The organism is Streptomyces sp. NPDC060028 (genome assembly GCF_042736725.1).
Classification (GTDB): domain Bacteria; phylum Actinomycetota; class Actinomycetes; order Streptomycetales; family Streptomycetaceae; genus Streptomyces.
In genome coordinates this window covers 39,566-59,376 of record NZ_JBHWVJ010000018.1, presented here as the reverse complement: position 1 = coordinate 59,376, position 19,811 = coordinate 39,566, and the positions used below count along the sequence as shown (strand labels likewise).

The following is a 19,811-nucleotide window of genomic DNA, read 5'->3' as shown; positions in this document are numbered from 1 at the left end:
CCGCCTCAGTGGGCCGTGGTGGTTTCCGTGAGCTCGCTCGGGCGGACGATGACGAAGCCCTCGCCGCTCAGCTTCAGCTGGACCGCCTCGCCGGAGCCGCCGCGGATCATCGAGCCGACCGACTGGGAGCGGTGCAGACCGGTCTCCAGCTGGGCGCTCCAGCCCACCACCGCGTCGGTGTCCACGTACACCGGGGACTGCGCGGTGACGGGTATGATGATCGGGTTTCCGTCGCAGACCACGGCGAGTTTGCCGGTGCCGGTGAAGAGGCTGTTGAAGAGGCCGCCGCCCGTCATGCCGGCGCCCTTCACCATCTTGATCTCGTAGGACAGGGTCGGGTCGAAGCACAGGACGTTGCGGCCGTTGATGGTCAGGGCGTCGCCGGGCTCGAAGTCGATGATGAAGCAGTTGCCGGCCTGGTGCGCGAACCAGGCGTCGCCCTGGCCGCGTACGGACATCAGCGCCAGGCCCTCGCCGGTGACGGCGCGCTTGAGCATGCCGCCGATGCCCTGGCCCTTGCGCTCGAACTGGAGGTTGCCGCGGAAAGCGACCATCGAGCCCTGGCGGGCCAGCATTTCACCGTTGCCGGTGTACTTGACGGACTTGGCGTTCTGCAGGCTCATCCCCGGAGCGGCAGACGGCTGGGCCAGGTTCTCGGACGCAAAAAGATCGCTCTTCATGGGGAAGATCCTCACCTGGCCAGGACCCCTGCGGCATCATCCTGAAGGCGGAGGCTGGCATCCTTGGCGGGATGAGCAGCCAGCACACGAACGACACCACAGCCGCGGCGGCGGTCGGGGCCGACAGCCCCTTCCGCCGGGAGCACGTCCTGCGCGACGAGGCGCCGCAGTTCGTCCTCCCCCTGGTCGTGCACATCGAGAAGGCCGAGCCGCCCGCGCGCACGGACGCGCTGGAGACGGCGGCCCGCGCGGTGCTGGTGCTGCTGAGCGACGAGCGGGCGGCCGGCGAGGGCGAGTGGGCCGAGGCCGTACGGGACTGGCAGGACGCGCGGATCCGCAAGGTGGTCCGGCGGGCGCGCGGGGCGGAGTGGCGCAAGGCGGGCACTCTGCCGGGCATCACGGTGCAGGGTGACACCTCGGAGGTACGGGTCTACCCGCCGGTGCCGCTGGACGGCTGGCCCAAGGAGCTGGCCAAGCTCCAGGTGTCGGGCACCGACCTGGACGACCCGGTCCCGCCCGCCCCGGTGGCGGACGGGACCGTGGTGCTGTGGCTCAACCCGGACCTGGAGATGTCGGCCGGCAAGGCGATGGCCCAGGCCGGGCACGCCGCACAGCTCGCCTGGTGGGAGCTGACCGGGGCGGAGCGGACCGCGTGGCGGGAGTCCGGTTTCCGGCTGGCGGTACGGACGGCCGCGCACGAGCGGTGGGCGGAGCTGAGCGGGAGCGGGCTGCCGCTGGTGCGGGACGCGGGGTTCACGGAGATCGCGCCGGGCAGCGCCACGGTGATCGCCGACCATCCGGCGCTGCGGTCCCGGCTGTAGGCCGGCTCTTTCGGATCTTGCCCTGCCGTGGGCGGATCCGCGGGGGCGGGAACCTCAAATGTTGCTCTGAACGTCCCCTCCGACGGTTGGCTCGACTCCGTCGGGGCCATGACATCGGCACACGGGCCGATGGGTACCGTCGGGGACCGACGAGGGGGGGCGGGGGGACATGAAGCCCATGGCACGCCTGGGGGTGGGCATCGGCTGGCGGCCGGAGATCGCGGAAGCGGTGGAACGGCTGCCGGGTCTGGACTGGGTCGAGGTGGTGGCCGAGAACATCTGCCCGGGACACCTGCCGGCTTCGCTGCTGAGGCTGCGCGAGCGCGGGGTCGGCGTGGTGCCGCACGGCGTCTCGCTGGGGCTCGGCGGCGCCGACCGGCCGGACGCGGGCAGGCTGGCCGCGCTCGGCGAGCGGGCGGTGGCGCTGGGGGCGCCGCTGGTGACCGAGCACATCGCCTTCGTGCGGACCTCCTCGCCCGAGCTGGAGGCCGGGCACCTGCTGCCGGTGCCGCGGACCCGGGACGCGCTGGACGTGCTCTGCGAGAACGTGCGGATCGCCCAGGACTCGCTGCCCGTGCCGCTGGCCCTGGAGAACATCGCCGCGTTGATCCCCTGGCCCGGCGAGGAGCTGACGGAGGGCCAGTTCCTGACCGAGTTGGTGGAGCGGACGGGGGTGCGGCTGCTGATCGACGTGGCGAACCTGCACACCAACCGCGTCAACCGGGGCGAGGACCCGGCGGCCGTACTGGACGCGATCCCGCTGGAGGCGCTCGCGTACGTGCACGTGGCGGGCGGGATGGAGCGCGGCGGAGTCTGGCACGACACCCACGCGCACCCGGTCCCGCCGGTGGTGCTGGACGTCCTGGCGCAGCTGCGCCGACGGGTGGACCCGCCGGGGGTCCTGCTGGAGCGGGACGACGACTTCCCGCCGGAGGCGGAACTCGCGGCCGAACTGGCCCGGATCCGGGCCGTGGCCGACACCGGTGCCCCCGGGACGGGCGCCGCCAGGGCCGGTGCGAGCGGGTCCGGTGCGAGTGGGTCCGGCCCGGCCGGGTCCGGTCCGGCCGACGGTGCCGGGAAGCGCGGCGGCGGCGTCGACAGCGGGCCCGCGCGGGTTCGCGTAGGGCTGCAACAGGGGGCGCTGCTGTCGGCCCTGGTGGCCGGGACGCCCGTGCCCGAGGGCTTCGACCGGCAGCGCGTACGGGTGCAGTCGCGCGCGCTCGCCGCCAAGCGGGCCGGGGTCGTGGCCCGGCTGGCTCCCGAGCTGCCCGGGATCCTGGGCGGCGAGGAGGCGTACCGCGAGGCCTTCCTCGGGTATGCCCGCCGCCGGCCGATGACCGCCGGGTACCGCCGCGACGCGCTGAACTTCGCCGAGCACCTGCTGATCCGGGACCTGCCCACCGATCCGGCCGCCCGCCGCCGGCTCACCGCCTGGTGGCGGGACCGGGCCGGGGCGCGGCCGCCGCGCCGCGCCGTGCGCTGGGCCCGGGCGCTCGTGGGGAGAGCCGCGTGATCCTCCTCGCCCTCGCCGTCTGGACCGGCGTCATCGTCTCCACCGTCCTCCTCTTCCGCGGGTTGCGCGGTTCCCGGCCGGCCTCCGGCGGGCCCGCCCCGCGGCTGCACGACCTGTCCGAGGCCGCGTTCCTGTCGGGCGGCCCCGGCAACGTCGTGGACACCGCCCTGGTCTCGCTGCTCGGGGACACCCGGATGGTGGCCGGCGGCGGTCCCGGGATCGTCCAGGTACGCCCCGGGGCGCGGGCCGCCGACCCCGCCGAGCGGGCGGTGCTCCAGGCGTACCGGGACGCCCCCTCGGGGTGGCTCTACCAGGTGCGGTACGCCGCCATGCTCGACCCGGCCGTCCAGGAGACCGGGGACGCGCTGGCCGCGCGCGGGCTGATCTCCCTGCCCGGCTCCGGGCGCAAGTGGCGCCGGTGGGGGGTGGCCCAGGCGGTGGTCTGCGGGGTGCTCGTACCGCTGTCGCTGCCGCTCACCTTCATCGCCCTCGTCCTGGACTCCGGCCCGCAGGTCCCGTTCATCGTCATGGTGTTCCCCGTTCTGCTGGGCGGGGTGGTCATGGGGGCCGCGGGGGCCGCACGGGCCAAGCAGCGGGTCACCCCGGCGGGGCAGGCCGCGCTGCGCGAGATCCGTGCCCAGTACCTGGGCGACCGTACCTCGCACGTCCAGATCGCGCTGTTCGGGCTGCGCGGCCTGCGCGACCCGTATCTGCGCGAGCAGCTCGTGCCCGCGGCCCGCGGCACCCGGCTGGCCGCCGCCCAGTACCGGTACCGGCCCGGCTCCCGGCCCACGCCCCGCGCCACCGGCTGGGACAGCTCCCAGACGGCGGCCGCCGAGGTGATCCCGGTCGTCTGGTGCGCGGGCGGTGACGGCGGCGGATCGGGCGCGGACTCCGGTTCCGGCTGCGGCTCTTCCGGTGGCGGCTGCGGTTCCTCCGGCAGCGGTTGCGCATCCTCGGGCAGCAGCTGCGGTTCCTCCGGGAGCAGTTGCGGGTCCTCTTCGAGCAGCTGCGCGAGCAGCGGTTCGAGTTGTTCGAGCAGCTCCAGTTGCGGTGGTTCGTCCAGTTCCAGCTGTAGCAGCAGCTCCTGACAGACCATCACGGACCTGTCACGAGGTGCTCACACATCGGCAGCACTCCGTACCCGAACGGTCGCTGTCCGATAAAAAACGATCATGTTCTGGGTCCTGTTCCTCCTCTTGGCCTGGGCAGGCGTGCTGATCTCGTGCACCCGCCTCCTGAGAGCGGCCACCGAAGTCGCGGAGCCCGTATCCGCCGACGCCATCACGCACCACCACGACGAGCTGAACCTGTACGAGGCCGCCTACCTCGCCGGCGGCCCGCGGCGGGTGGCCGAGCTGACGCTGCTCTCCATGCAGCGCCAGCACCGGCTGCTGCTCGCCCACACCGGCTGGGCCACCGTGCTCGACCCGGTCGGACGCGATCCGCACGAGCGGTCCGCGCTCGTCGCGTTCGGGCCCGACGGGCAGTCCCCGGTGGCGTCCATACGTACGGCCGTGGCCGAGGACGCGGCCGTACGGGCCCTCGCGAAGCGGCTCGGCGAAGCGGGCCTCGCACTGGACGCCGGGCCCGGGCGGGGGGTGCACGACGCGGTCCGGTCGGTCCGCCGGGCCACCCTGCTGATCCTCGCCATGGCGGCGGCCGCGCTCTGCGTCCCCCCGGACGGGACCTCGGCCGGGATGGTGCTGAGCTGGTTCGCGCTGCCGCTGATCCTCGCCCTGGGATGTCTGGCCATCGCGCGCTTCGAGGGCCACCAGAACTCGCCCTGGGCCTCCCCCGACGGGCAGCGGCTCCTGGTCTCGCTCGACCGCGAGCGCGGCCGCACGGGCTCGCTCACCGCGGTGGCCGTGCGCGGGCTCGGGGCGGTCACGGATCCCGGGCTGCGGGCGGCTCTTGAGTACGACAAGCGGGGAGCGGTCCCGTAGCAACCGGGGGGATCGAGGGCGACACCCGCCAGCGATCCTTTACAGGCGCCCGACTCAAGCCTTTCATCGGACGAAACGATGAGATGGAAGGGCGGTCATGCGGACGAAGCTCGCACGCCGCGCAGCCGCCGCGGCGGCTCTCTGCCTCACCCTGTGCTCCCCCGCCCCGGCCCGGGCGGCCACGGATCCGGCCCTGGACAGCGCCCTGGCCGCGGCGGGTGCGGAGCAGGCCGCCCGGGCGGCTGCCGTCGCGGGCCTCGATTTCCGCCCCTGCCCCGCCGTCGAGGAACTCCCCGACCCCGTCCGCTGCGCCACCCTGCGGGTCCCGCTCGACTACGCCCGCCCCGACGGGCCGCAGCTCTCGCTCACCGTCAGCCGCGCCACGGCGACCGGCGGCGGCCCCGCCGCGGGCGACCGCGAGAGCGCCCGCCAGGGCTCCCTCGTCTACAACCCCGGCGGCCCCGGCGCCTCCGGCACGTTCTTCCCCCTCGTGGCGGACCTCCCCGAGTGGAAACGCGTCGCCGCCGCCTACGACCTCGTCGGCTACGCCCCGCGCGGGGTCGGCCGCTCGGGCCCGCTCTCCTGCCAGGACCCCGCCGAGTACGCCGCGGCCCCGACGCAGATCCCGGCCGACCCCTCCCCGCGGTACAAGCGCGAACGCGTCGCCGCCGCGCAGGACTACGCCCGCGGCTGCGCGCGGCGGACCGGCGCGGACCTCGCGTACTACACGACCCTGAACAACGCCCGCGATCTGCACGTGCTGCGCGCCGCGCTCGGCGACGCGCGGCTGAGCTTCATGGGCGCCTCGTACGGCACCTACCTCGGTGCGGTCTACGCCACGCTCTACCCGGGCCACGTCCGCCGGATGGTCTTCGACTCGGCGGTCAACCCCGACCCGGGCCGCGTCTGGTACCGCAACAACCTCGACCAGGCGCGCGGCTTCGAGCGCCGCTGGGCGGACTTCCTCGGCTGGACGGCCCGCCACCACGACGCGTACGGCCTCGGGACCACCGCGCAGGCCGTGCAGGCGAGCTACGAGCGCGTCCGGGCCGCGGTGGCCCGTACTCCGGCGGGCGGGGTCGTGGGGACCGGCCAACTGCACTCCGCGTACCTGCGGACCGCCTACTACGACGAGGTCTGGCCCGACCGGGCCGCGGCCCTGGCCGCCTTCCTGCGCGGCGATCCGGGCCCGCTCGTCCGGCAGGCCGCGCCGGACCCGGGCTCGGCGGCCGAGGGCGAGAACACGACGGCCGTGTACACGGCGGTGCTGTGCAACGACGCCCCCTGGCCCACGGATTGGGAGACCTGGGACCGCGACAACACCGAGCTGGCGCGTGCGGCCCCGTTCGAGACCTGGGCCAACGCCTTCCTCAACCTGCCGTGCGCGTACTGGCCGGTCAGCGAGCGGCAGCGGCCGGTGGAAGTGCGCGGGCAGCCGGCCGCACTCCCCCGGACGCTCGTCGTCGCGGCGGAGCGGGACGGGGCGACCCCGTACCCGGGCGCCCTGGAGCTGCAACGGCGGCTCGGCGCCGGGGCCGCGCTGGTGACGGAGGAGGGGGCGGGCACCCACGGAGTGGTCGGCGGACGCAATGACTGCGTGGACCGTCACGTGGAGCGGTATCTCCTCACGGGTGACACCCGGGGACGGCGTGTCACGTGCGCGCCGCATCCGGAGCCCGCACCGGTGTCGCTGGACGACCGGGCAGCGAGCGCCCGCAGGGCACTGCTGCCGCCAGTCGTCTGAACTTCCGGGCGGGATCTCCGGCTGCGTCGTTTCGGGGGCAGGGCCTCCCGATCCACCGGAGGAGCTCACCTGACGGTGTGGTCGTCCTCCGGCCCTTCCCCCCAGGGGAGGTCTCAGGCGAGTCCGGCCACCAGATCGGCGACGGACTTGCGGCGTCCGGTGTAGAAGGGCACCTCTTCACGGACGTGCATACGGGCCTCGGAGGCGCGCAGGTGACGCATGAGGTCGACGATGCGGTAGAGCTCGTCGGCCTCGAAGGCCAGCAGCCACTCGTAGTCGCCCAGCGAGAAGGAGGCGACGGTGTTGGCGCGCACGTCCGGGTAGCCGCGGGCCATCTTGCCGTGGTCGGCGAGCATGCGGCGGCGGTCCTCGTCGGGCAGCAGGTACCAGTCGTAGCTGCGCACGAAGGGGTAGACGCTGACGTAGTCGCGGGCGTTCTCGTCGGCCAGGAAGGCCGGGATGTGCGACTTGTTGAACTCGGCGGGGCGGTGCAGGGCCATGTTCGACCACACCGGCTCCAGCGCGCGGCCCAGCTTGGTGCGGCGGAAGAGGTTGTACGCGCTCTGCAGCTCATCCGCGGTTTCCGCGTGCCACCAGATCATGACGTCCGCGTCGGCGCGCAGGCCGGAGACGTCATAGGTGCCGCGGACGGTGATGTCCTTGGCGGCCAGCTGGTCGAACAGCTCCTGGACCTCGTCGGCGAAACCGGCGCGGTCCTCCGGGAGGACGTCCTTCAGCTTGAAGACGGACCACAGGGTGTAGCGGATGACCTCGTTGAGGTCCTTCGCCTTCTTCCCCGCGTTGGGAATCTTCTCTGGTGCAGTCATGTGCCTATTGTCCCGTGTGCCGATCAGTGGTCTGTGCCAGGGGTGGCCACCGTGGCCATCACCACGTCCGCGGCCTGGACGGCGCTCGCGATGCACGCCGGGATTCCGACCCCGTCGTACAGCGCGCCGCACACCGCGAGGCCGGGGAGGGCCGCTACGGCGGCGCGGATCCTGGCCACGCGGTCGAGGTGACCGACCGGGTACTGGGGCAGTCCGCCGTCCCAGCGGGTGACGGTGGACGCGACCGGCCGGGCCGCCAGGCCCACGGCCTCGCCGAGGTCGCCGAGCGAGATCTCGACCAGCTCCGCGTCCTCGCGCCCGAGCACGGCCTCGTCGCCGTGCCGGCCCACCGAGGTGCGCAGCAGGAAGAGCTCGGGATCGGCCCCGGCCCAGGCCCACTTGTTGCTGGAGAAGGTCGACGCCTTGATGGTCCGGCCGTCCACGGGCGGTACGAGGAAGCCGCTCGCGCCGCCCGCGGTGATGCCGGCCGGCAGGTCGGAGCGCCGGAAGGCCATGGTGATCAGCGCCATGGACGCGTACTCGACCCCGCGCAGCTCGGCGGCCGCCGCGGGCGCGAGGGCCGCCAGCAGCCGGGCGGCGGGTCCCGCCGGGGTGGCCAGGACCACGGCGTCGGCCTCGATGACCTCCGCGTCGGCGACCACCCGCCAGGTGCCTTCGGCGCTACGGGTCAACTCCCGCACGGGGGTGCCGGGGAGGATCCGGGCCCCGGCCGCCCGGCAGGCCTCGGCCACGGCGATCGGGAGCCGGCCGATGCCGCCGTCGATGCCCGCGAAGACGGGGCCGGCCTGCTGGGGCTGGAGCGCCGCCTGGTGCTGCAGTTCCCGTACGCCGTCGCCCAGTGAGGTGTGCGTACGGGCGGCCTCGAAGAGCCGGGGCACGGCGGCCCGCATGGAGATGCGGTAGGCGTTGCCGGCATAGACCCCGCCGAGCAGGGGTTCCACGAGCCGGTCGACGACCTCGTGGCCGAGGCGGGCGGCGACGTACTCGCCGACGGCGACGTCCTCGCCGATCTCGGCGGGCGGCAGGGCGCGTTCGGCCTCGATCCGGGCCAGGCCCTCGGCGGAGAGCACGCCGGAGGCGGCGAGCGGCCCCAGGTCCCCGGGGACGCCCATGAGGTGGCCGCGCGGCATGGGCCGCAGCGCGCCGCGGGTCCACAGGTGGGCGGTGGCGGTGGCGGGCGGCTGCAGGGCCTCGCCGAGGCCGACCGAGCGGGCGAGTTCGAGGGCTTCGGGGCGGCGGGCGAGCACGGATTCGGCGCCGAGGTCGACGGGGGCGCCGGCGAGTTCGCCGGCGAGCAGCTTGCCGCCGAGGCGCGGGCCCGCCTCCAGGAGCGTGACGCGGGCGCCGTCGGCGAGCAGCCGGTGCGCCGCGGCGAGACCCGCGATGCCGCCGCCGATGACGACGACGTGGCCGGGCCCGTGGCCCGGGCCGTGGCCGGCCGGCTGATCCGTACGCGTGTCCGCTTCGTGCATGCACACATCGTCGCAGACCGATCTCGGACCGGTCACCGAGGCCGGACCGTGACCGCTTCGGGACCACCTCGGGACCGCGCGGGCGAAACCCGCGGCGGGACCCTGTACGTCCCATCGGCGACATCAGCCGCATTCTCGGGGGGTATTCAGCGATGCACACCCAGTACAGACGTCGTTCCGCGGCGGCCCTGGCCGCCCTCTCGCTGGCCGGGGCGCTCGCGCTCACCGGTTGCAGCGCCGGCGGCGACGCCTCGGCGGGCAAGGCGGCGGACGTGGCGGCGCCCCGCCCCGACGGCGAGGCGGCGAGGGGCGCGGCGGCGGCGCCCGCGGCGCCGGACAAGGGCCCGCAGCAGCCCGCCCCCGCCCGGGCACAGATCATCCGTACGGCGACGCTGGGCGTCGAGACGGCGGACGCGCAGAAGGCGACGGCGGCGGCCCGGACGGCGGCCGAGAACGCGGGCGGCTACGTCGGCAACGAGACCACCAAACGCGACGCCGACGGCCTGATGACGTCGACCGTGACCCTGCGCGTGCCGGGCGACCGCTTCGACGCGGTGCTCGGCGCGATGGAGGGCAGCGGGAAGCTGCTCGACCGGAAGGTCGAGGCGCAGGACGTGACCCAGAAGGTCGCGGACACCGACAGCCGGGTCAAGTCGCAGCAGGCGAGCGTGGCGCGGGTGCGGGACATGATGGAGAAGGCCTCGGGGTTGGGCGACGTCGTCACGCTGGAGAGCGAGCTCGCCAAGCGCCAGTCGGACCTGGAGTCGCTGCTGGCCCAGCAGACGGCGCTGAAGGACCAGACCTCGCTGGGCACGATCACGCTGACCTTCTCGGAGCCGGCCAAGCCGGTGGAGCGGGCCGAGGAGAAGAAGGACAAGGAGCCGACCTTCCTGGGCGCCCTGAAGGCCGGGTGGAACGTCTTCACACAGATCGTGCGCTACCTGACGGTGGCGTTCGGCGCGCTGCTGCCGTTCGCGCTGACCGCCGGGGCCGTGGTGCTGGGCCGGCGGCTGTTTCGCAAGTGGCGCCCGGCGAAGCCGAAGGCGGGCCTGACGGCGAAGCGGGTCCCGGCGCCGCGCGAGGCGGAGTCGGCGGACCCCGCGGACTCGGCGGACGTCCGGAACTGAACACGCATTCGCCCGTAGCGTGGTCGCGACGGCGACGACGACGGAGGACGGTGCGGGCGATGGCGACGGAACGACTGGTGGTGGTCGGCGGTGACGCGGCGGGAATGTCCGCCGCGTCACAGGCCCGGCGGCTCAAGGGCCCGGCGGAGCTGGAGATCGTGGCCTTCGAGCGGGGGCACTTCACCTCGTACTCCGCGTGCGGGATCCCGTACTGGATCGGCGGCGTGGTCGCGGAGCGGGACGAACTGATCGCCCGCACCCCCGAGGAGCACCGGGCGCGGGACATCGACCTGCGCACGCGTACGGAGGTGCTGGAGCTGGACCTCGCCGGGTCCCGGGTCCGGGCCCGCGATCTGGACACCGGCGCCGACTCCTGGACGGGCTACGACAAGCTCGTCCTGGCGACCGGCGCCCGCCCGGTCCGCCCGCGGCTCCCGGGCATCGGCGCGCACGGGGTCCACGGCATCCAGACGCTGGACGACGGCCAGCGCCTGATGGGCACTTTGGAGCGGACGCGGGGCCGCCGGGCGGTCGTGGTCGGTGCGGGCTACATCGGCGTGGAGATGGCGGAGGCCCTGGTCGGGCGGGGCTACGAGGTGACCGTGTTGCACCGCGGCCGGCAGCCGATGGCCACGCTGGACCCGGACATGGGCGGCCTGGTGCACACCGCGATGAACGGCATGGGGATCCGTACGGTGTCCCGCGCCGAGGTGACGAAGATCCTCACCGACGAGGAGGGCCGGGCCGTCGCGGTGGCCACGGCGGCGGGCGGGGAGTACCCGGCGGACGTGGTCGTCCTCGGCATCGGCGTGGAACCCCGCACCGCGCTCGCCCGCGCCGCGGGCCTGCCGCTCGGTGAGTCGGGCGGCATCCTCACGGACCTGTCGATGCGGGTGCGGGGGCACGAGAACATCTGGGCGGGCGGCGACTGCGTGGAGGTCCTGGACCTGATGGCGGGCCGTACCCGCCACATCCCGCTGGGCACCCACGCCAACAAGCACGGGCAGGTCATCGGCGCGGGCGTGGGCGGCGGCTACGCCACCTTCCCCGGGGTGGTCGGCACGGCGGTCAGCAAGGTCTGCGACCTGGAGATCGCCCGTACGGGGCTGCGCGAGCGGGACGCGCTGGAGGCGGGCCTGCGCTTCGTGACGGCGACGATCCGCTCGACGAACACGGCGGGCTACTACCCGGGCGCGGCGGAGATGACGGTGAAGATGCTGGCGGAACGCCGCACGGGCCGGCTCCTCGGCGTCCAGATCGTCGGCGGTGCGGGTTCCGCGAAGCGCGTGGACATCGCGGCGGTCGCCCTGACGGCGGGCATGACGGTGGACCAGCTCGTCTCCCTGGACTTGGGCTACGCCCCACCGTTCTCCCCGGTCTGGGACCCGATCCTGGTGGCGGCCCGCAAGGCGGTCTCGGCGGTCCGCGCGGCGGGGGTCTAGTGCTGTGCCGGAAAGGTCTGCCGGGTCGCGGGGTCCGGTGCGGTGCATCCCAGGCGGCCCGTCCCAGTTCCCGCCGCGGGGGCCCTCCTGCCTGTCCGAGGTCGGTCACCAGGATCCGCAGCGGCCGGTCCTGGCGGTCCATGTCACCCAGGACGTAGACCCGCGGGTGGGCGGGTACGGCGAGGTACGCGTCCCGGAGCAGGGACCGCCCGGCCGGCGTGGGCTCCCGCCGGTAGCCCGGACGGCCTCCCGGAGCAGCCGGACGTGGGCCGGCCCGCCAGCCGGGCGATCTATGCGAAACGTCGGCCCGTGCCATGTCATGCACGGCACGGAACCGACGTCGTCGAGGCTCGGCTCAGCGGGCCGTCTTGGTGTGGACGTGGTCCACCAGGCGGGTCAGCGCGTCCGGGTCCGTCGTGGGCAGGACGCCGTGGCCCAGGTTGAAGATGTGGCCCTCCAGGCCGGACGCGGCGGAGAGGACCTCGTCGGTCTTGGCCTCCACGGCCTGCGTGGTGGAGAAGAGGACCGCCGGGTCCAGGTTGCCCTGGAGCGCCTTGCCCGGGCCGACCCGGCGGACGGCCTCGTCCATCGGGATGCGCCAGTCGACGCCCATGACGTCCGCCCCGGCCTCGCCCATCAGACCGAGCAGCTCGCCCGTGCCCACACCGAAGTGGATGCGCGGGACCCCGTACGAGGCGACCGACTCGAAGACCTTCGCCGACGCCGGCATCACCGAGCGGCGGTAGTCGGCCGGAGCCAGGGCGCCGACCCAGGAGTCGAAGAGCTGGACGGCCGAGACGCCGGCCTCGATCTGGACCTTGAGGAAGGCCGAGGTGATCTCGGCGAGACGGTCCAGGAGGTCGGCCCACAGCTCCGGGTCCCCGTACATGAGGGCCTTGGTGTGCTCGTGGTTCTTGGAGGGGCCGCCCTCGACGAGGTAGCTCGCGAGGGTGAAAGGTGCACCCGCGAATCCGATCAACGGCGTGGAGCCCAGTTCACCCGTGAGCATGCCGATCGCCTCGGTGACGTAACCGACGTCCTCCGGGGTGAGGTCGCGCAGCTGTGCGAGGTCCTCGCGGCGGCGGATCGGCTGGGCGACGACCGGGCCGATGCCCGGCTTGATGTCCAGGTCGACGCCGATGGCCTTCAGCGGGACCACGATGTCGGAGAAGAAGATCGCCGCGTCCACGTTGTGGCGGCGCACCGGCTGGAGGGTGATCTCCGTGACCAGGTCGGGGCGCATGCAGGATTCCAGCATCTGCGTGCCCTCGCGCAGCTTGCGGTATTCGGGGAGAGAGCGCCCGGCCTGCCGCATGAACCACACCGGGGTGTGCGGCACCGGCTCCCGCCGGCACGCCTTCAGGAAGGCGGAATCGTACGTCTGACTCGGCTGGCCCTGGAATGGGGTCTCCCCAGCACAGGCGGAGCCGTGCGCGAGGGGAAGGTCGTTGGCGCTCACGACTCAAATCTTCGCACGTATGAAGAAGTGCCCGGCCCGGCGCGGGTGTCCCTGCGTCGTACGGGCGTCCGCTGCGCCTAGTCTTCCCCGCATGGCTGCGGCTCAGGGACGATTTTCAGATGGCGCTGACGGTGTGGACAGCGCGAAGGAGAGCTCCGTCCCGCTCCCGTTCCGGCGGGCGGTCGACGGCTTGAAGAAGGCCCGGCTACGGCCGGGGATCGAGATCGACCCCACGAAACCGCCGCAGAGGCTGGCCCCGCACGCCTACGCGCTGGAGGCGGCGGTCGTCGACGGCGAGGAGGACCTGGCCGACGGCCGGCTCATCCTGCTCCACGACCCGGCCGGGCACGACGCCTGGCAGGGGACCTTCCGGCTGGTGACGCTCGTACGGGCGGAACTGGAGCCGGAGATGGCCGCGGACCCGCTCCTCCCGGAGGTGTGCTGGTCCTGGCTGACGGGGGCGCTGGACGCGCGCGGGCTGACGTACGGGGAGGCGAGCGGGACCGTGACCATGGCGAGCTCGCACTACTTCGGCGGGCTCTCGGAGCGGCGGCCGGCCACCCAGATCGAGATCAGGGCCTCGTGGACGCCCCGCGAGGGGGTGGGCGGCGTGCCGGACACCTCGGCGCACTTGTCGGCCTGGTGCGAGCTGCTGTGCCAGATCGCGGGGCTGCCGCCGGTGGGGCCGACGGAGACGGTCACGGGTGTGGTGTCCCTGCCACAACGGCGGGGTCCGCACCACCCGTAGGTGTGAAGCCGGTCGGCCGCCGCGTGAGGCGGCCGTCCGGGCTCCCGGGGCGGCCCGGTTGGCGAGGATCGACCGATCAAACCCGTAACGGAGTGCCAAAACGGGGCATTCATTGTGGGCTTCTGATCAACCGATGATCGATCGTGCGTCCGAATTGCCCGAATTGTTACTCACCAAATCGTGATCATTCCCTAAAGCCGGGCGGGTGACGTGCCGAAGGAGTCAGTGACCATCCGCACGGTTCGCACCGGCTTCCTTCCCCGAGCCGGCCGTCCCGCCACTCCCCCAGGAGGCCTAGGTGTCCGTTCTTCTCGAGCAGCCCGCAAGCCTGGTCGCCTACCGCCCGAACAAGCCGACGGCCATGGTCGTCGTGGCCGACCCGCGCGTCCGTTCCACCGTGACCCGCCATCTGTGGGCCCTCGGAGTACGTGACGTGATCGAGGCGTCGTCCATCGCGGAGGCCCGCCCCCGCGTCAGCAGCCCGCGCGACATCTGCGTGGCCGACGTACACCTGCCCGACGGTTCCGGTCTCACCCTGCTCTCCGAGACCCGGGCCGCCGGCTGGCCGAACGGCCTGGCCCTGTCCGCCGCCGACGACATCGGCGCCGTGCGCAACGCCCTCGCGGGCGGAGTGAAGGGCTACGTCGTCACCGGTACGCGGACCAACATCGGGCTCCCCTCCCGGCCCGGCGCCGCCCCCATCGGCGCTGCCGCCGCCCGTATGCACCGCCGCCCCCCGGGTGCCCCGAGCCACCCGGGCGGTTACCGAGAGCTCTCCGGCCGCGAGGTCGAGGTCCTGCGCCTCGTCGCGGAGGGCCAGTCCAACAAGGCCATCGGCGTATCGATGGGCCTGTCCGCCCTGACCGTCAAGTCCCACCTCGCCCGGATCGCCCGCAAGCTGGGCACCGGCGACCGGGCCGGGATGGTCGCCGTCGCACTGCGGACCGGGATCATCCACTGATTTCACCCGCGGACTCCCGGGCGAACTCCCGGGGAACCCGGGGGAAACGTCCGCCCTTCCCCTTCGCGCCCGTCGCCGGAACGTTCCGGCGACGGGCGCGTCGTATCCACGGATACCCTTGAGCGGTGACCGACGCCCAAGAGACCGCAGCAGACCTGCGCACCACCACCGGGGGCGGCCCCCCGGACGACGTCGATATTCCGTCCGATGGGCTGCCGATTCCCTTGCTGGAGCCCCGCGAGGGGATCCCTCCGGTGGTCGCCGACGCGGACGCGCTCGCCCGGGTGGTCGCGGCCTTCGCCGCGGGCACCGGGCCCGTCGCCGTCGATGCCGAGCGCGCCTCCGGATACCGCTACGGGCAGCGCGCCTACCTGGTGCAGCTGCGCCGCGAGGGCGCGGGCTCCGCGCTCATCGACCCGGTGGGCTGCCCCGACCTGAGCGCGCTGGGCGAGGCCCTGTCCGGTACGGAGTGGATCCTGCACGCCGCGACCCAGGACCTGCCCTGCCTGCGCGAAATAGGCATGGTGCCCACCTCCCTGTTCGACACCGAGCTGGCCGGCCGGCTGGCGGGCTTCCCGCGGGTCGGACTCGGCGCGATGGTCGAGAGCGTGCTCGGCTACGCGCTGGAGAAGGGCCACTCCGCCGTCGACTGGTCCACCCGGCCGCTCCCCGAGCCGTGGCTGCGCTACGCCGCGCTCGACGTGGAGCTGCTGGTGGACCTGCGCGACGCGCTGGAGAAGGAGCTGGACCGCCAGGGCAAGCTCGACTGGGCCCGGCAGGAGTTCGACGCCATTGCCGCCGCACCGCCCGCCCCGCCGCGCAAGGACCCGTGGCGCCGCACCTCCGGCATGCACAAGGTGCGCCGGCGCCGGCAGATGGCCGTCGTACGGGAGCTGTGGGAGTCGCGGGACCGCATCGCGCAGCGCCGTGACGTGTCGCCCGGCAAGGTGCTCGGCGACGCCGCGATCGTCGAGGCCGCGCTCGCCCTCCCGCTCAACGTGCACGCCCTGTCCGCCCTGCCCGGCTACGGGCAGCGGATGGGCCGGCGCCAGCTGGACCAGTGGATGGCTGCCGTCGACCGGGCGAGGGCCCTGCCCGAGAACGAGCTGCCGCAGCCGGGGGCGAGCCCTGCCGGTCCGCCGCCGCCGCGCTCCTGGGCCGACAAGGACCCCGCGGCCGCGGCCCGGCTGTCGGCGGCACGGGCCGCCGTCTCCGCGCTGGCGGAGGGGCTGAACCTGCCGCAGGAGAACCTGATCACCCCGGACACGGTCCGCCGGCTGTGCTGGGAGCCGCCGCAGCGGCTGGAGGCCGAGGCGGTGGCGCAGACCCTGACGGCTTACGGCGCCCGCCCCTGGCAGATCGAGCAGGTGACGGACGCCCTGGTCACGGCCCTGGCGGCCACCGACTGACGTCCCCGCACCACGCGCAGTGCCCCCCAAGAGCCCCCGGCCCCGGCCGGGGGCTCTTCTCGCGTCCGCCTCCGGCCGGGCTCAGGCGCCCGGGGGCAGAGTGTGACCTTCGCCGCTCCGGCCGGAGGGGGTGTCCACATTGGTTACCCGCAAGTAGCATGGGGCAGGTGAGCGCGCGCTCAGCGGAATCCGCCGAGCGTGCCCCCGCGCAGCAGTGCACACCCGCACCTGGAGGAGAGCCAACGTGCCTCGTACCGTCAGGGACGTCGTCTTCGTCGACGGCGTCCGCACCCCGTTCGGCAAGGCGGGCCCGAAGGGCATCTACAACGGGACCCGCGCCGACGATCTCGTCGTGAAGGCGATCCGGGAGCTGCTGCGCCGCAACCCGGACCTGGACCCCGCGAAGATCGACGAGGTCGCCATCGCCGCGACCACGCAGATCGGCGACCAGGGCCTCACGCTGGGCCGCACGGCCGGCATCCTCGCGGGCCTCCCGCAGTCCGTCCCGGGCTACTCCATCGACCGCATGTGCGCCGGCGCGCTCACCGCCGTGACCGCCGTCGCGGGCGGCGTGGCCTTCGGTGCGTACGACGTCGCCCTCGCCGGCGGTGTCGAGCACATGGGCCGCCACCCCATGGGCGAGGGCGTCGACCCGAACCCGCGCTTCGTCTCCGAGAAGCTGGTCGACGAGTCCGCCCTGTTCATGGGCATGACCGCCGAGAACCTGCACGACCGGTACCCGACGATCACCAAGCTCCGCGCCGACGAGTACGCCGTGCGCTCGCAGGAGAAGGCCGCCAAGGCGTACGCCGACGGCAAGATCCAGCAGGACCTGGTGCCGATCTCGGTGCGCAACACCAACGAGGCGGCGGGCGAGACGGGCTGGGGCCTGGTCACCTCCGACGAGCCGATGCGCCCGGGCACCACCCTGGAGAACCTGGCCGGCCTCAAGACCCCGTTCCGTACCCACGGCCGGGTCACCGCGGGCAACGCCGCCGGTCTCAACGACGGTGCCACCGCCGCGATCATCGCGTCCGAGGACTTCGCCCGGGAGAACAACCTCCCGGTCAAGATGCGCCTCGTCTCGTACTCCTTCGCGGGTGTCGAGCCGGAGGTCATGGGCTACGGCCCGATCCCGGCCACCGAGAAGGCCCTCGCCCAGGCCGGCCTGTCCATCGAGGACATAGGCCTGTTCGAGGTCAACGAGGCCTTCGCGGTCCAGGTCCTCGCGTTCCTGGAGCACTACGGCATCGCCGATGACGACGCCCGCGTGAACCAGTACGGCGGCGCGATCGCCTTCGGCCACCCGCTGGCCTCCTCGGGCGTGCGCCTGATGACGCAGCTGGCCCGCCAGTTCGAGGAGCAGCCGCACGTCCGCTACGGCCTGACCACCATGTGCGTCGGCTTCGGCATGGGCGCCACGGTCATCTGGGAGAACCCGCACTTCAACACCGAGGGAGACTCCAAGTGAGCACCACCGCTGAGCTCCTGAAGGGCGCGGCCGAGCTGTTCCCGGACGAGGTCGTCACGCAGGCGCACGTCCGCCACCTGGACCTGCCCTTCGGCGCCGGGCGCTTCGCGCTCGTCACGCTGGACAACGGCCTGGACCACACCAAGCCGACCACCTTCGGCCCGCAGTCCCTCGCCAACCTGAACGCGGCGATCGACCAGGTCGAGCAGGAGGCCATCGCGGGCTCCATCGTCGGCGCGGGCATCACCGGCAAGCCGTTCATCTTCGCGGTCGGCGCCGACCTCAAGGGCGTCGAGCTTCTGAAGAAGCACGACGACGCGCTCGCCATCGGCAAGGGCGGCCACGACGTCTTCAAGCGGCTGTCGGCCCTCGCGGTCCCGACCTTCGCGTACTACAACGGCGCGGCGATGGGCGGCGGTGTCGAGGTCGGTCTGCACTGCACCTACCGCACCGTCTCCAAGGCCATCCCGGCCTTCTCGCTGCCCGAGGTCTTCCTCGGCCTGGTTCCCGGCTGGGGCGGCTGCACCATCCTGCCGAACCTGATCGGTGCGGACCGCGCGGTCTCGGTGATCATCGAGAACTCGCTGAACCAGAACAAGCAACTGCGCGGCAAGCAGGTCTTCGAACTGGGCATCGCGGACGCGCTGTTCGAGGGCGCGGACTTCCTGGAGCAGTCGCTCCTGTGGACCGCGAACGTGCTGAACGGCACCACCGAGGTCGCCCGCCCGGAGATCGACCGCGGCGAGGGCTGGGACGCGGCGGTCGCCCGCGGCCGCTTCATCGCGGACTCCAAGGTGCACGGCGCCGCCCCGGCCGCCTACCGCGCGCTCGACATCATCGAGGCGTCCAAGGACGGCGACCTGCAGAAGGGCTTCGACGCCGAGGACACCGCGCTCGCGGACCTCATCATGGGCGGCGAACTGCGCTCCGGCATCTACGCCTTCAACCTGGTCCAGAAGCGCGCCAAGCGCCCGGCCGGCGCCCCGGACAAGAACCTGGCGCGCCCGGTCACCAAGGTCGGCGTCGTCGGCGCGGGCCTGATGGCCTCGCAGCTGGCGCTGCTCTTCCTGCGCCGCCTGGAGGTGCCGGTGGTCCTCACCGACATCGACCAGGAGCGCGTGGACAAGGGTGTGGGCTACGTCCACGCCGAGATCCAGAAGCTGCTCGGCAAGGGCCGCATCAACCAGGACAAGGCCAACCGCCTGACCGCCCTGGTGACCGGTGTCCTGGACAAGGCCGAGGGCTTCGCGGACGCGGACTTCATCATCGAGGCCGTGTTCGAGGAGATGTCCGTCAAGCAGAAGGTGTTCGCGGAGGTCGAGGCGGTCGCCCCGGCGCACGCGATCCTCGCCACCAACACCTCCTCGCTGTCGGTCTCCGAGATGGCCTCGAAGCTCGAGCACCCGGAGCGCGTGGTCGGCTTCCACTTCTTCAACCCGGTCGCGATCCTCCCGCTGCTGGAGATCGTCCGCGGTGAGCAGACCGACGACGCCTCGCTGGCCACGGCCTTCGGTGTCGCGCGGAAGCTGAAGAAGACCGCGGTCCTCACCAAGGACGCCCCGGCGTTCGTCGTGAACCGCATCCTGACCCGCTTCATGGGCGAGATCCAGAACGTCATCGACGAGGGCACCCCGGTGGTCACCGCCGAGAAGGCCATCGAGCCGCTCGGCCTGCCGATGTCCCCGCTGGTGCTGCTGGAGCTCGTCGGCCCGGCGATCGGTCTGCACGTGTCCGAGACCCTGAACCGCGCCTTCCCGGAGCGCTTCACCGTCTCCCCGAACCTGGCGGCCGTGGTCAAGGCCGGCAAGCGCGGCTTCTACGTCTACGATTCCGGCAAGCCGGAGCTGGACCCCGAGGTCGCCGCGCTCCTGGTGCAGGGCGATGTCGTCCTGACCGAGGAGCAGGTCCGCGCCCGCGTCCTGGACGCGGTGGCACAGGAGATCGGCCTGATGCTGGAGGAGGGTGTCGTGGCCGAGGCCCAGGACATCGACCTCTGCCTCATCACCGGCGCTGGCTGGCCCTTCCACCTGGGCGGCGTGACGCCGTACCTGGACCGCGAGGGTGTCTCCGAGCGTGTGAACGGCAAGAAGTTCCTGGCCCCGGGCCTGGCGAGCGTCCCGGCGTAACGGGTCGCACGGAGCACATGTGAAGCGGGCTGTACGGGATCGCC

Annotated in this window: 16 protein-coding genes; 12 read left to right on the top strand and 4 right to left on the bottom strand. The window is 73.2% G+C overall.

The annotated features are described in order from the left end of the window. Nucleotides 1–5: 5 nt before the first annotated feature. Nucleotides 6–680, bottom strand: a complete 675-nt coding sequence (locus ACFWBF_RS12180; RefSeq protein ID WP_385599202.1) for an AIM24 family protein — start codon at nucleotides 678–680, stop codon at nucleotides 6–8. A 71-nt stretch (nucleotides 681–751) separates the two neighbouring features. Here ACFWBF_RS12180 and ACFWBF_RS12175 point away from each other — a divergent pair, with 71 nt between their 5' ends. From ACFWBF_RS12175 to ACFWBF_RS12155, 5 genes are all read left to right on the top strand, one after another. Beyond that, nucleotides 752–1,501 carry an aminoacyl-tRNA hydrolase gene (locus ACFWBF_RS12175; RefSeq protein ID WP_385599199.1) on the top strand — a complete coding sequence of 250 codons (750 nt, stop codon included), beginning with the start codon at nucleotides 752–754 and terminating at the stop codon, nucleotides 1,499–1,501. A gap of 169 nt (nucleotides 1,502–1,670) precedes the next feature. Continuing rightward, the gene (locus ACFWBF_RS12170; RefSeq protein WP_385599196.1) at nucleotides 1,671–3,014 is read left to right on the top strand and encodes a DUF692 domain-containing protein; all 1,344 of its coding nucleotides are present in this window, start codon (nucleotides 1,671–1,673) and stop codon (nucleotides 3,012–3,014) included. After that, nucleotides 3,011–4,105 (top strand): TIGR04222 domain-containing membrane protein, encoded by a 1,095-nt coding sequence (locus tag ACFWBF_RS12165; RefSeq protein ID WP_385599193.1) that lies wholly within the window; start codon nucleotides 3,011–3,013, stop codon nucleotides 4,103–4,105. The genes ACFWBF_RS12170 and ACFWBF_RS12165 overlap by 4 nt, the downstream gene beginning before the upstream one ends. An 84-nt stretch (nucleotides 4,106–4,189) precedes the next feature. Continuing rightward, complete coding sequence (locus ACFWBF_RS12160; RefSeq protein ID WP_385599190.1) at nucleotides 4,190–4,960, top strand: TIGR04222 domain-containing membrane protein; 771 nt, start codon at nucleotides 4,190–4,192, stop codon at nucleotides 4,958–4,960. Nucleotides 4,961–5,057: 97 nt separating this feature from the next. Next, nucleotides 5,058–6,704 (top strand): alpha/beta hydrolase, encoded by a 1,647-nt coding sequence (locus ACFWBF_RS12155; RefSeq protein ID WP_385599187.1) that lies wholly within the window; start codon nucleotides 5,058–5,060, stop codon nucleotides 6,702–6,704. A 113-nt stretch (nucleotides 6,705–6,817) separates the two neighbouring features. On the opposite strand, the gene hemQ is transcribed toward ACFWBF_RS12155, so the two are convergent. Further along, nucleotides 6,818–7,531, bottom strand: coding sequence for a hydrogen peroxide-dependent heme synthase (hemQ, locus tag ACFWBF_RS12150; RefSeq protein WP_385599184.1), 714 nt, complete (start codon nucleotides 7,529–7,531; stop codon nucleotides 6,818–6,820). A gap of 23 nt (nucleotides 7,532–7,554) precedes the next feature. Continuing rightward, the gene (gene hemG, locus ACFWBF_RS12145; RefSeq protein ID WP_385599181.1) at nucleotides 7,555–9,024 is read right to left on the bottom strand and encodes a protoporphyrinogen oxidase; all 1,470 of its coding nucleotides are present in this window, start codon (nucleotides 9,022–9,024) and stop codon (nucleotides 7,555–7,557) included. A gap of 152 nt (nucleotides 9,025–9,176) precedes the next feature. On the opposite strand from hemG, the gene ACFWBF_RS12140 reads away from it, so the two are divergent. Both ACFWBF_RS12140 and ACFWBF_RS12135 read left to right on the top strand, forming a co-directional pair. Further along, complete coding sequence (locus ACFWBF_RS12140) at nucleotides 9,177–10,151, top strand: DUF4349 domain-containing protein (protein WP_385599178.1); 975 nt, start codon at nucleotides 9,177–9,179, stop codon at nucleotides 10,149–10,151. Between the two features lie 59 nt (nucleotides 10,152–10,210). Beyond that, nucleotides 10,211–11,593, top strand: a complete 1,383-nt coding sequence (locus tag ACFWBF_RS12135) for an FAD-dependent oxidoreductase (RefSeq protein ID WP_385599175.1) — start codon at nucleotides 10,211–10,213, stop codon at nucleotides 11,591–11,593. 355 nt (nucleotides 11,594–11,948) lie between these two features. Here ACFWBF_RS12135 and hemE read toward each other — a convergent pair whose 3' ends face one another. Further along, nucleotides 11,949–13,052, bottom strand: a complete 1,104-nt coding sequence (gene hemE, locus ACFWBF_RS12130; RefSeq protein ID WP_385599172.1) for a uroporphyrinogen decarboxylase — start codon at nucleotides 13,050–13,052, stop codon at nucleotides 11,949–11,951. 91 nt (nucleotides 13,053–13,143) lie between these two features. Here hemE and ACFWBF_RS12125 point away from each other — a divergent pair, with 91 nt between their 5' ends. The 5 genes from ACFWBF_RS12125 to ACFWBF_RS12105 all read left to right on the top strand — a co-directional run bounded on the left by ACFWBF_RS12125 (nucleotide 13,144) and on the right by ACFWBF_RS12105 (nucleotide 19,767). Then, a complete protein-coding gene (locus ACFWBF_RS12125) occupies nucleotides 13,144–13,800 on the top strand; it encodes a DUF3000 domain-containing protein (RefSeq protein WP_385222767.1) in 657 nt (218 codons plus the stop codon). Between the two features lie 298 nt (nucleotides 13,801–14,098). Continuing rightward, nucleotides 14,099–14,761, top strand: a complete 663-nt coding sequence (locus ACFWBF_RS12120; RefSeq protein WP_073909534.1) for a response regulator transcription factor — start codon at nucleotides 14,099–14,101, stop codon at nucleotides 14,759–14,761. A 125-nt stretch (nucleotides 14,762–14,886) separates the two neighbouring features. Further along, nucleotides 14,887–16,170 (top strand): HRDC domain-containing protein, encoded by a 1,284-nt coding sequence (locus ACFWBF_RS12115; RefSeq protein WP_385599169.1) that lies wholly within the window; start codon nucleotides 14,887–14,889, stop codon nucleotides 16,168–16,170. 244 nt (nucleotides 16,171–16,414) lie between these two features. Further along, the gene (locus ACFWBF_RS12110) at nucleotides 16,415–17,641 is read left to right on the top strand and encodes a thiolase family protein (protein ID WP_385599166.1); all 1,227 of its coding nucleotides are present in this window, start codon (nucleotides 16,415–16,417) and stop codon (nucleotides 17,639–17,641) included. Further along, nucleotides 17,638–19,767: a 3-hydroxyacyl-CoA dehydrogenase NAD-binding domain-containing protein gene (locus tag ACFWBF_RS12105; protein WP_385599163.1), complete on the top strand. Its 2,130-nt coding sequence runs from the start codon at nucleotides 17,638–17,640 to the stop codon at nucleotides 19,765–19,767. Before ACFWBF_RS12110 ends, ACFWBF_RS12105 begins: the two co-directional genes overlap by 4 nt. The last annotated feature ends 44 nt before the right edge of the window (nucleotides 19,768–19,811 follow it).